This is a genomic window from Streptomyces sp. NPDC001270 (genome assembly GCF_042896695.1).
Classification (GTDB): domain Bacteria; phylum Actinomycetota; class Actinomycetes; order Streptomycetales; family Streptomycetaceae; genus Streptomyces.
Genome location: NZ_JBIAXM010000043.1, coordinates 47766 through 60268 on the forward strand (window position 1 = coordinate 47766; position 12503 = coordinate 60268).

A 12503-nucleotide genomic window follows, 5' to 3' on the forward strand; every position below is an offset into this window, starting at 1 on the left:
CGCGCCCCCCCCCCCCCCCCGCGGCCCCCCGCCCCCCCCCCCCCCCCCCGCCCCCCGCGCGCCCCGCCCGCCCCCCCCCCCCCCCCCCCCCCCCGGCGCTAGGCGGAGGCACGCCGTACCAGTGTCGTCGGCAGGATCACGCTCTGCGGGAGGTCCGGCCCGGTCTTGCCGCGGTGGCCGCGGTCGAGCCCCGTCAGCAGCAGGTGGGCCATCAGCCGGCCCATCTCCTCGATGTCCTGGCGGACCGTCGTCAGGGGCGGCTCGGTCTGCTCGGTGACCGGCAGCACGTCGTCGAAGCCGATCACGGCGACGTCCTCCGGCACTCGCCGGCCGCTCTCACGCAGCACGCGCAGGGCACCGGAGGCGGTGAGGTCGTTGGCGGCGAACACGGCGTCGACGTCCGGGCAGCGGTCGAGGAGTTCCCGCATGGCGCGCTCCCCACCGCCCGGGGTGAAGTCGCTCTCCACGACCAGCCGTGGATCGGAATCCCCCATGGCGTCCCGGAAGCCGTCCAGCCGGTCCACCGCGGAGGTCTGGTCCAGGGCACCGGTGATGTGCGCGATCCGGGTCCGGCCGAGCCCGGCGAGATGGCGTACGGCGGCACGCGCCCCGCCCCGGTTGTCGCAGTCGACGTACACCGAACGCTCCGGCTCGTCGTTCCAGTCGGGGCGCCCGCCGACGACCGTGGGCACTCCGGCGCCCCTGATCAGGCCGGGGAGCGGGTCGTCGATGTGGAGCGAGAAGACGAGCGCGCCGTCGACGTGTCCGCCGGTGAGGTAGCGGGCCACCCGCGGATGGTCGTCCCGGCCTTCCGTCAGCAACAGCACGAGTTGGATGTCGTGCGCGGTCAGCTCCTTGCTGATCCCGCGCAGTTGCATGCTGAAGAAGGGGTCGGCGAAGACCCTGGCCTCCGGTTCCGCGATGACCACGGCGACGGCGTCGTGCCGCCGGGTCACCAGGCTGCGCGCCGCGCGGTTGGGGACGTACCCGAGTTCCTCGACCGCCCGCCGGACCCGCTGCACCAAGGGCTCCCGTACCCCGTCCCCGCCGTTGACCACCCGGGACACGGTCGCCCGTGACACCCCCGCCAGCGCGGCGACGGCCTCCAGTGTGGGACGCGGCGCTGTCTCGGACACGGCCAGACTCCCCTCGGCGGCTCCGGCTCAGGATAGCTCCGGGCCGCACACGGGAGTGCGAGCGTTCCGGCCCGCGGACCCCCGCCGCCGGGCCCGGTCGCCGCTCAGGCCAGCAGGTCGATCCGGTGGCCGATGCCCCGCCGCCGCGCCTCCCGGTGGGCGATCCAGGCCAGGGCCAGGTCCTGCCAGGGCAGCCCGACGGGGGCGTAGACGGAGCGCGGGCCGGGCGTGGTCCGGCCGGGGCGGGTGCCGTCCAGGATCTCGCCGAGGGTGGCGTCCACCGCCGTCTCCGGGAGCCCGGCGGTCGCCAGCACCCCTGATTCCGCCGCCAGTTCGCGGTCGTCGACGACGAGCAGCGCGGCGTCGAGCAGGTCGTCGGCGAGTTCCCGCTTGCCGGGCTCGTCCGCGCCCAGGCTGGTGAGGTGCTGTCCGGGCCGGGTGTCGGCGAGCGCGAGGAGCGGGGCGCGGGACCAGGTCGCCAGCAGCACCACGTCGGCGGCGCCGGCGACCTGCTGCGCGGAGGTGAGGGTCCGGCCGCGGTGCCGGTCGGCGAACGCGGCGGCCCGCACGGGGTCCGTGTCGTGGACGACGAGTTCACTGCCGTGGCCCAGCGTGCGCAGGCCGCGCACCACCAGTTCGGCCTGGGCTCCGGCCCCGATCACCCCGAGGACGCCGTCGGCCGCGGCCCCGGCCAGCACCTGGGTGCCCAGGGCGGCGGCCAGCCCGGTGCGCCACGCGGTCACCGTGGCGGAGTCCAGCAGTGCCAGCAACTCGCCGTCGGCACCGGAGTGCAGGCAGATCACCCCGCGCAGGGCGGGCCGCCCCGCCGGGAACTTGGCGTTGACCTTCACGGTGTACGCCTCGATGCCGGGGAGCACTCCGGGCAGCAGGGCGATGACCGTTCCCGGGAACGGCAGGTCGGCACGCACCCGCCGCCCCGCGACGGCCGCGCCAGGGGCTGTCCGAAACCCGTCCCGCAGAGCCTCGATGCAGGCCGCGGGGTCCAGCACGGCTTCCAGATCGGTCCGGGTCAGTACGCGCGTCATCCCGCCATGATCCCCCGCCGAAGGCGGCTCAGGTCCGCCGGTGCCCCGGAAGCGGCGCGGGGAAACGGGGTCCCACTGTTCGAGCGAGGCCGAGAACTTGGGGGGAAGCGACCGGCCGGCACGCACCGGCCGGTCGACCGGTACCCCGGCGCCCCCAGCCAACCGCTCAATGCTTGTGCGCAGCACCTGTTCCATGCGGCTCCGGCGCGTGCGGCTCGTACCCGGGAATCGTTCCGTCCGGCTTCTTCACCAGGAACAGACCCACCATCCCCATGTCCGCATGGCTCTGGACGTGGCAGTGGTACATCCACGCGCCCGCGCCGACTCCCTCCCCCGCCAGCACCTGGAAGCCGAAGGAGTCCGCGGGGCCCACGATCTTGTTGTCGATCACCTGGCTGGGGTCGTCGGGGCCGGTGAGCAGCCCGGTGCGGTTGTCTGCCCAGCGATGACCGTGCATGTGGAACGTGTGGTAGTACTCCCCGTGGGTGATCATCACGAACTCGACGCGGTCGCCCACCGTCGCCTCGAAGTCCGGTCCGGTGTGCGGCGAACGGTTGTTGATGGTCATGTCGTTGAAGACGATGGTGTGCGTCCGGTCGGGCAGGATGTCGCCCTTGCGCCGGACGACGACCGGACCGTACAGGCCCTTGCGGATGCCGCCGGTGCCGTGTTCGGTGCCGACGACGTGGTCGTGGTAGTGCCAGTAGCCGGCGCTGCCCGCCCGCCAGGTGCCGTCCGAGCGGCGGCCGGGCGCGTGGGTGCGCCAGGTGTAGGTGCGGGTGCCGCCGGGTTCGACATCGCTCTTGTTCATCTTGGTGCCGTCGCTGGAGATCTCGTAGTCGAGGCCGTGGACGTGCAGGCTCGCGGCCACGTCCAGGGTGTTCTCGAACTCGATGTGCAGCGTGTCGCCCTCGTTCAGCTCGATGAGCGGGCCGGGGATCGACGCCTTCCCCTTCTCGAAGCCGTAGCCCAACTGCCCGTCGGCCAGCTTCTCGGCATAGATCTTGATGTGTCTGACCTCGCCACCGGCCGGTGCCGTGCGCGGCGGTGTGACCGCGCTGACGGCCTCGGGCGCCAGGGACAACGATGTCGCGACCGCCGCGCCGCCCAGCAGCACCCTGCGGTTGAACGCGCGTCTGTCCATGCGGAACTCCCCACCCTGGTAAGGACTTTGCGGAGGTGCACCTGTGATGAACCTGTGCGACGGTACCGGCCCGGCGGCCGTTTATCCACTCTAAGGACAAAGTTCGTTTGATTACGGTCATAGGTATTGGCGAGTCGTGAAAAGCCGCCTAGCTTTCTTGGCGCTGTTGCCGTGACCGAGGAGGTGCCCATGCACTTACGAGGGTTGAGCGCCAGAAGCAGGAGGAGACGGGCCTGGGCGGCCACCGTGACCGCGGGGATCGTCGCGGCCGGACTCCTCTCGGGCCCGGCCGCGAGCGCGCGGCCGGCCCCTGACCCGTCCCTGACAACGATGTCGATCAAGTCGCCGCCGGGCGGCGCCAACGTAAGAGTGCTGCTGTTCTACGGGTCCGCGGCCGCCGGGGACGAGTCACCGGTGGTGAACGCGGGGATCGAGGCGATCGAGAAGATCGGTCTGTCCGGCCCCGCGAAGGAGCGCTTCACCGTCGAGGCCACGGACGACGCGGCCGTGTTCACCAACGCGACCAAGCTCGGCCGCTTCAACTCCGTCGTCTTCCTGACCGGCGGCGGCGACGTCCTCGACCCGGACCAGGAAGCGGGCCTCGAAACCTACATGGAGGCGGGCGGCGGTTTCGTCGGCATCCATGACGCGGCCCGCGCCGAACCGTACTCGGACTGGTTCACCGGTCTGATCGGCGCCCGGCCGGCCTCGTCCAGTCCGACGGCGGCCCAGCGGGCCACGGTCGAGGTGGGCGACCGGCTGAATCCGGCCACCCAGAGCCTGCCGCTCGAATGGAAGCGGCCCGACCAGTGGTTCAACTGGGTGAAGAACCCGTCGGGCGACGTGCACACGGTCGCCCGGGTGCGCGAGTCGACGTACCGGCCCGGGACCGGCGCCAATGGCGCCGACCACCCGGTCAGCTGGTGCCGGGACTACGACGGCGGCCGGTCCTTCTACACCGGCATGGGCGGCACGGTGTCGTCGTACGACGAGAGCGACTTCCGGGCCCATCTGCGCGGCGCCCTGCTGTGGACCACCCGGCTGGCCCAGGCCGACTGCAAGGCCACCATCAACGCCAACTACCACGCCGAACGCCTCACCCAGCCCAACAAACCCGGGCAGAACGACCAGATCGGCGAGCCGCACGGCATGGTCGCCGCGCCCGACGGGCGGGTGCTGTACATCGGCCGCGGCGGCGCGGACTCCTCGCAGCCCGTGATCACCGACTGGAACAACCCGGACGTGGGCAAGGGCAAGGGCCAGATCCACGTCTACGACCCGAAGACCAAGCAGGTCACCCTGGCGGGCGAATTGACGGTCTTCGGCAACAAGGGCGGCGGCGACGAGCTGGTCAAGGTCGAGGAGGGGCTGCTCGGGATCGAGCTGGACCCCCGCTTCGAGCAGAACGGCTGGGTGTACCTGCACTACACCCCCCATGCGCAGCTCAACCGCGACACCCAGATGGCCGAGCGGCGGGTCTCCCGCTTCACCCTCGACCTCGCCACCGACAAGCTGGACCTGAGCAGTGAGAAGGTGCTGCTCAAGTGGCCGGTGCAGGTGCACAGCTGCTGCCACGCGGGCGGTGGGATGGCCTGGGACTCCAAGGGCAACCTGTACATCGCCACCGGTGACAACAACTCCAGCCAGTTCAGCGACGGGTACTCGGGCAACAACCCGCAGCCGAACTACAAGGGGGTGTCGTTCGCCGACGCGCGCCGCACCGCGGGCAACACCAACAACCTCAACGGCAAGATCCTGCGCATCCACCCGGAGGCCGACGGCACGTACACCCTGCCGGACGGCAACCTCTTCACCGGCAAGGAGACCGACGAGGGCGGCGGCAAGACACGCGGTGAGATCTATGTGATGGGTGTGCGCAACCCCGCGCGCATATCCGTCGACAAGTCGACGGACATCCTGTACGCGGGCTGGGTCGGCCCGGACGCGGGCGAGCCGTCGACCACCTGGGGCCCGGCGAAGTACGACACGTTCGCTGTCATCACCAAGGCGAGCAACCGGGGCTGGCCGTACTGCATGGGCAACAAGCAGCCCTACCGGGACCGCAACCTGCCCGATCCGTCGAAGCCGCTGGGCTGGTACGACTGCGACCACCCGAAGAACGAGTCGCCGAACAACGACGGACTCGTCAACCTCCCGCCGGTCACCGGCAACAACGTCTGGTACTCGCCGCAGGGCGGTGGCCCGGACTACCCGCGTGACGCGAACGGGATCCCCTCGTACAAGAAGGAGGAAGCCACCTATCGGCTGCCGTGGCTCAAGGGCGGCGGGCAGGCCGCGATGAACGGTCCCGTCTACCGCTACGACGCGAGCAGCACCAGTGCCGTGAAGTGGCCCGCGTACTGGGACGGCAAGTGGTTCATCGGCGACTTCTACGACGCCGACCAGCCGCGCAACGCCGTGGTCATGGATCCGAAGACCCAGGGTGACGGCGGGCTGCCGGTGCACTCGCAGTCCCTGAAGAAGATCGTGCCGATCGGCAACGACGGCATCAAGAACCTCATGGACTGGAAGTTCGGTCCGGACGGCTCGCTCTACGTCCTCGACTACGGGCGCGGCTTCTTCACCTCGGACTCCAAGTCGGCGCTGTGGCGGGTGACGTACACCGGCGGCGGTCCGACGCCGCCCGCCGACCAACTCGCCAGGGGGGCGAAGTGATACGACGACGAAGACTCCTCACGGCCCTGCTGGCCGCCGTCCTCATGCTGCTCGGGGTGCAGGCGGTGCCGGCCGCCGGACGCGGTGCCGCGCCGGCGGCGGCCGAGCAGGTCCTCACCTGGACCGCGGGTGACGACATCACCAAGTACGGGTCGGCGCCCACGACGGCGGTCGCGGGGCAGGCCACGATCGTGTTCGAGAACAGCGCGGCCACCGGCAACACCACCGGCATGCCGCACACGCTGACCTTCGTGAACTCCGACCCCGAGTACAACAGCGACGTCCAGGTCAACATCCTCGCCAACCCGTTCGACGACCAGGGCGGCCGGCACTCCGTCGAGGTGAACCTGACGCCGGGCCGCTACTTCTACCACTGCACCATCCCCGGCCACACCCAGATGCAGGGCGTCCTGGTGGTGACCGAGGGCGGCGGCCCGGACAGCACACCGCCCGAGACCAAGGCCACGGTCGACGGCACCAGGAACGCGCAGGGCGAGTACGTCGCTTCCGCGAGCGTGGCGATCGAGGCGACCGACGCGGGCTCCGGCGTGGACCGCGTGGAGTACGCGGTCGACGACTCGGACGCCTGGCAGCCGTACACCGCGCCCGTCGTGATCGACCAGGTGGGCACACACACGGTGCGCTACCGGGCGACCGACAAGGCGGGCAACGTGGCCGCGGAGAAGAACGTCGAGTTCACCGTCGTCGCCCCGCCCTCGGACGACACGACACCGCCCGAGACCTCGGCGACGGTCAGCGGTGAGCGCGACGCCGCAGGCGCGTACATCGACATGGCCACGGTGACGGTCACCGCCTCGGACACCGGGTCGGGGGTCAACACCATCGAGTACGCGGTCGACTCCGGTGCCTGGCAGCCGTACACCGGGCCCGCGATGGTGCACCAGACCGGCGACCACACCGTCCGCTACCGGGCCACGGACAAGGCGGGCAACGTGGCCGCGGACAAGAGCGTGCAGTTCACGGTGGTCTCGGCGCCCCCGCAGGACACCACCCCACCGGTCACCGGAGTGAGCGTCGACGGCACGCGCAACTCGGACGGCGCGTACGTGGGCAACGCCAAGGTGACCGTGACCGCCGCGGACGAGGGCGGCTCGGGCGTCGCGGCCGTCGAGTACTCGCTGGACGGCGGGCCCTACCTGGCGTACACCGGCCCCGTGGTGGTGGACCGGGCCGGGGCGCACACCGTGTCGTACCGGGCGACCGACAAGGCGGGCAACACCGCCGAGCCGCGCTCCGTGAGCTTCACGGTGGTCGCGGGCGGGGGCGTGCCCGCGCCCGGCTGCCCGGAGTACGACGAGCGGCTGACGGTGATCGTCGGGACGGTCGACACCGGGGTGCCGAACCGGGTCACCAACAACCGGTGCCGCATCAACGAGCTGATCGAGGACGAGAAGGAGTGGACCTCCCAGGCGCTGTTCCTCAAGCACGTGAAGACGGTCCTGGACGGGCTCCGCAAGGAAGGGGTGATCGACCAGCGGGAGTACAACACCATCCAGAAGGCCGCCCGGCAGTCGGGCATCGGCAAGCCGGGCCAGACCACCGGCTACCGCACGATCCTCGACGGCACCGCCGACTCCTTCGCCAAGTGGGAGCAGGTGGGCGGTGGTTCGTTCGCGCTGAACGGCGACGGGTCGATCACCAGCGGTACCAGCAAGGACGGCCTGGGGATGCTGTGGTTCCCCGAGCGCAAGTACGGCGACTTCTCGCTGCGGCTCCAGTGGCGTGACGACGCTCCGGGCACGGGCAACGCCAACTCCGGTGTGTTCGTCCGGTTCCCGCAGGTCCACGACAACCCGGAGGAGTCGCGGCCGGAGTGGGTCGCCATCAAGTACGGGCATGAGGTGCAGGTGTTCGACCGGCCCGACGGCGACATGTACAAAACCGGTTCGATCTACGGCTTCGACCGGGTCGGTCTCGCCGGTGCCGGTGTGACGCAGAAGGGCACCTGGAACGACTACGAGATCCGCGTGGTCGACCAGCACTACTCCGTCTACCGCAACGGCGTGCTGATCAACGAGTTCGACAACATCGGCGGCCAGACCTTCACCCCGCCCCGCTCGGACGATCCGGGCACCGACGGGCGGCGGTTCGCCTCCGGCTACATCGGACTGCAGGTGCACAGCACGTCGGACGTGATCTCCTACCGGGACGTCCGGATCAAGGACCTGTAGGAGGCCGCGGAGGACGAGGAAGCGCGCCGGACCCGTAGGGAACGGCGCGGCACGAGGAACCGAGCGGACGAGGAGCCGGCCGGCCGTCAGGACCCGGCCGGCTTCTCCTTGCCCGCGGCCGGCTTCTCCTTGCCCGCGGCCGGCTCCTCCTGGCCGGTGGCCGCCTTCGCCTTGCGCGCCCGGCTCGGCTGCACCCGCTTGGGCTCCCCCGGCATCTTCGGGTACTCGGGCGGGTAGGGCAGATCGCCCAGACCGTGGTCCTGCTCGTCCCGCCGCGCCAGATCGAGCAGAGTGTCCAGGGAGTAGGCGTGTTCGTCCATGTCCGCGTGCACGTCGCCGAGTTCGGCGAAGCGTGCGGGCATGGTCGCGAGGTCGAAGTCCCGGGGCTGGACCCGGTCCACCTCGTCCCAGCGCAGCGGGGCCGAGACCGGGGCGTGCGGGCGGGGGCGCACGGAGTAGGCGGAGGCGATGGTGCGGTCGCGCGCGGTCTGGTTGTAGTCGACGAAGATGCGTTCGCCGCGTTCCTCCTTCCACCACCTGATCGTGACCTGGTCCGGCATCCGGCGTTCCAGTTCCCGGCCCACGGCGATGGCCGCGCGCCGCACCTGGGTGAAGGTCCAGCGCGGCTCGATCGGCACGAAGACGTGCAGGCCGCGACCGCCGGAGGTCTTGGGCCAGCCGCGCAGCCCGCCGAACTCGTCGAGGACCGCGCGCAGTTCGTGGGCGGCGCGCACGGCGTCGGCGAAGTCGGTGCCGGGCTGCGGGTCGAGGTCGAGGCGCAGTTCGTCGGGGCGGTCGACGTCGTCGCGGCGCACAGGCCAGGGATGGAAGGTCAGGGTGCCGAACTGCGCGGCCCACAGGACGGCGGCCTCTTCGGTGGGGCACATCTCGTCGGCGCTGCGACCGCTGGGGAAGGTGATGTGGGCGGTCGGGATCCAGCCGGGCATGTTCTTGGGCGCCCGCTTCTGGAAGAAGGACTCGCCCGTCACGCCGTCGGGGTAGCGCTCCAGGGTGGTGGGGCGGTCGCGCAGGGCGCGCAGGATGCCGGGGGCGACCGCGAGGTAGTACTGGGCGAGGTCCAGCTTGGTGAAACCGCGTTCCGGGAAGAAGACCTTGTCCGGGCTGGACAGCCGTACGGTCCGGCCGGCCGCCTCCAGTTCCACCGCGTCACCCATGCGGCCACGGTAGGCGCAGCGCGTACACCTCGCACACCGGAACGCACCGGGCGGGTGCGGGAATGGGCGACCGTGCGCAGAATCGGAGCATGGATCTGCGGGAAAATGTTCCACCGCAGGTCAGATGGCTTTCTCACCTACCATTCCTTGATCGTTTCTCACATCTCCTCACAGCGATGGCGACGTGGCCGACGACGGCGACGGCGACGGCGACGGCGACGGCGACGGCGACGGCGACGGCGACGGCGACGGCGACGGCGACGGCGACGGCGACGGCGACGGCGACGGGAGACCATGCCGCCGGTCGAGAGCGGCGGCAGCCGGACGAAGATCCTCGGCATCCGGAGCCACATACTTGGCCTTCGTGAAGGCCGCATTCGTATGCCCCGCCCAGGCCGCGAGCACGACGTCCGGGACGCCGTTCACCGCGAGGTACTTTGCCGCTGTCGCGCTCGTTCTGGATCCGCGCGAGTTCAGCCCTCGCTTCCTTAAGGGTGTCTTTGGTGACGGTCAGCTGCTTGCGCTGCATCACCGGCTTCCCGGACTTCCCGTCGACGACCGGATCGCCGGTTACCGGGTCCATCTTCGGCTCATAGCCGATGTCGACCACGAAGCGGTACCGGACGGTACCGCTTCGCAGCGTGATCTTCTTGATCTCTGCCACTTGCTCCTTCTCTCGGTGAGGGCTGGTGTCATCCGCCTCCCGCGAAACAGACCGCGCGTTCCAGCCGCCCCGACAGCGCCCACCAGAGACATCGCGCGGGTGCCGCCGAAGGCGTTGGTGCCGGCGGGGATGTTGCTGTCGGTATGTCGTCGAGCGGGCCGGCGCTGCCGCCACCGGGCGGATCCGAGTCGGGCCCGTCACCCGATGGCCGCGTGCCTGTGGGAGGTGGCAGGTCGGGAGGCGTCTCGTCGGCGGGGGCTCCTTCGGCGCGTCAGGCGAAGGACTCGGGGCGCCGGCCGATGGGAGGGCGATGCCCGATGGCTCAGACGCGGACGGCCGGTGGGCACTGGCGGACGGTGCAGCGGGAAGACGGGTGCCGGTGGCGATCTGTGTCGGTACAAGGCGATCTGTGTCGGTACAAAAGGCTGCGCCCGGTCGCCGTCGTCCGTCGTCTGGTGGATCACTACCGCTACGGCTAAGGCCGCTACGGCTGCCGTTGCTACCGCGGCCCCTGCCGCGGGGTGGTTGCGTACGGCCTTGCGTGCTGCAGTGGTGGAGGCGCCAACGACGGCGACGGCGCCGCCCATGCAGAGCCCCAAGTGCCGTTTACGGCGGACGGGTTCAGGTCCCCCTCCTGAGAATTCGTTGGGTTCACGGCGGCAGCCGTCTGCCACGGGTGGTCGGGCGCCTCCTTGAGGGCGCGCAGTACCAATTCACTGTTGTGCTCGGCACGCATGTCGCTGAGCTGCCGGGCGAGTTGCCTCGCCCGCCGGAAAAGCAGCGCATACGCGATGACTGTTGCGACGCCGAACCCAGCCGCGAGAATGACCCAGATCATTCTCTTTCCCCTGTTTCACGGTGGGTCTCGGGTGCCACACACGCATCACGTGTGCGACCTACACACAATGCGACAGAAATCGACTCCCACGATCAGAATAAACACACATCGTCACTGAACCGTTACTAGCCGGCATGGGGTCGTCGCTCCCCTACCGACCGCACCGGAGGCTGCACACCAGGAGCCTCCGACTCGCTCTCCAATTCGCCGGCGAGCTCCGCATCGGCCCGGCCTGGAAGTCCCCGGTGTGCAGCAAGGAGAACACCCGGGACGTCTGCGTGGTCTGCGAGACGGATCGGCCGGAGGTCGACGAGAACCCCGCCTCGTCGGCGGACGGGATCACGCGGCGGGTCGTGCCGGTGCAGGCCCTCCCCTGTGCTGTACGTCATCACCGGTCCGCCGGCCGCGGGCAAGTCGTCGTGGATCGAGACGCACGCCAAGCCGAGTGACATCGTCATCGACCTGGACCGCATCACCCGCGCGCTGTCCGGCCCCGGCGCCCCGTCCTGGAACCAGGACCCGCTGCAACTCCGCGTCGCCCACAAGGCCGCTACGCCGCGATGCGCGAGGCGTTCGAGCTGCGGGACCAGGTCGACGTCTACCTGGTCCACACCATGCCCACCGCCAAGCGGCTCGCCCGGTACAAGCGCATGGACGCGCGGATCGTCGCCGTGGACCCGGGCCGGGACATCGTCATGAAGCGCATCGAAGCCATGCGCGACCCGGAGATGAAGCGGGTCGCCGCACGCTGGTACCGGTCGCGTTCAGCGACCGGGCAGACGACCCGGGCCGGCCGGACGATGGAGTGGTGACCGGCACCGGCCGGTTCTTTGAGAGCCCTCCCGGGCGACCCAAACGCCCTTGTCGCCCGATTTTTTACATGGGGTCTGTACTCGCTGATCCGCGTGAACTCAGTTCGACCGAATTAGGAGTCCGTCACCTTGAGTGACATCACACAGGGCGCTTTCTGCGGGATCACCTGATCGTCCGGTTGACGCGTGTCGTTGACTGATGTCCGGTGGGCGTGGATCGTGCCGTTGTCGCCAGATCGACGCCTCAGCGGCTGTCCGGCACCTACACGCCACTGGGCGGTGCGTGCCGCGGACCTCGACCGGAGTGAACCGTCCGCTGCCCGGTTCCGTCTTGACTCACGGAAACCGCTGGGAGAACCAATCCACTGGAGGTCACACGATGACGACACCCACCGGCCCGCGAAGTCTTCCCCTGGTGGCCCAGACGGCGATTGCCCAGACACTCAAGGAGCAGATTGAACGGGGGGCTGCAGCACATGCCGGCGGGGATGCGCTGGAAGAGTTCAGCGTGAGCCTGGGCAGCACATTGCGCGCGAGGCAAGCGACGGGCGCTCCCGCCGTGGCCAGCCCGCCGTCGGAGCGGACTCGTATGGCTCGGATGGACCCAACTCAGGGCACCTCAGGTCAGGTTCGCCAGCAGACATCCACGGCTTCCCAAACGGCGGCCTACGACCCCGTACGTCATCGGACGTTGTCTCCCGCTCCACAGGGGCGGGCCGCAGGGCGCTAGATGAATGAGTCCAAGGGTTCGCCTGCGGGCATGGCGCGAGGGCGCCCATTGTCGATGTGTGACGAAAGACCTGGACACCCTCGCAACGGC

8 protein-coding genes are annotated in these 12503 nt (G+C 70.2%); 4 read left to right on the forward strand and 4 right to left on the reverse strand.

Features of this window, described 5'->3' with window-relative positions; genetic code table 11:
• Positions 1 to 98 precede the first annotated feature (98 nt).
• The 3 genes from ACFY2B_RS40435 to ACFY2B_RS40445 form a co-directional block, all read right to left on the reverse strand.
• Positions 99 to 1136: a LacI family DNA-binding transcriptional regulator gene (locus ACFY2B_RS40435; protein WP_390768052.1), complete on the reverse strand. Its 1038-nt coding sequence runs from the start codon at positions 1134 to 1136 to the stop codon at positions 99 to 101.
• 104 nt (positions 1137 to 1240) lie between these two features.
• Positions 1241 to 2182 (reverse strand): ornithine cyclodeaminase family protein, encoded by a 942-nt coding sequence (locus ACFY2B_RS40440; protein ID WP_390768053.1) that lies wholly within the window; start codon positions 2180 to 2182, stop codon positions 1241 to 1243.
• 166 nt (positions 2183 to 2348) lie between these two features.
• Positions 2349 to 3326: a multicopper oxidase domain-containing protein gene (locus ACFY2B_RS40445; protein ID WP_390768054.1), complete on the reverse strand. Its 978-nt coding sequence runs from the start codon at positions 3324 to 3326 to the stop codon at positions 2349 to 2351.
• 189 nt (positions 3327 to 3515) lie between these two features.
• Between ACFY2B_RS40445 and ACFY2B_RS40450 the strand changes: the two genes are divergently transcribed.
• A complete protein-coding gene (locus ACFY2B_RS40450; protein ID WP_390768055.1) occupies positions 3516 to 6002 on the forward strand; it encodes a ThuA domain-containing protein in 2487 nt (828 codons plus the stop codon).
• Positions 6003 to 6046: 44 nt separating this feature from the next.
• Positions 6047 to 8194, forward strand: a complete 2148-nt coding sequence (locus tag ACFY2B_RS40455) for an OmpL47-type beta-barrel domain-containing protein (RefSeq protein ID WP_390768064.1) — start codon at positions 6047 to 6049, stop codon at positions 8192 to 8194.
• Between the two features lie 86 nt (positions 8195 to 8280).
• Here the strand turns inward: ACFY2B_RS40455 and ligD are convergent, their stop codons facing one another.
• Positions 8281 to 9369: a non-homologous end-joining DNA ligase gene (ligD, locus tag ACFY2B_RS40460; RefSeq protein WP_390768056.1), complete on the reverse strand. Its 1089-nt coding sequence runs from the start codon at positions 9367 to 9369 to the stop codon at positions 8281 to 8283.
• Positions 9370 to 9553: 184 nt separating this feature from the next.
• Here ligD and ACFY2B_RS40465 point away from each other — a divergent pair, with 184 nt between their 5' ends.
• Positions 9554 to 10729, forward strand: a complete 1176-nt coding sequence (locus ACFY2B_RS40465; RefSeq protein WP_390768057.1) for a hypothetical protein — start codon at positions 9554 to 9556, stop codon at positions 10727 to 10729.
• Positions 10730 to 11431: 702 nt separating this feature from the next.
• Positions 11432 to 11683: a hypothetical protein gene (locus tag ACFY2B_RS40470; RefSeq protein WP_390768058.1), complete on the forward strand. Its 252-nt coding sequence runs from the start codon at positions 11432 to 11434 to the stop codon at positions 11681 to 11683.
• The last annotated feature ends 820 nt before the right edge of the window (positions 11684 to 12503 follow it).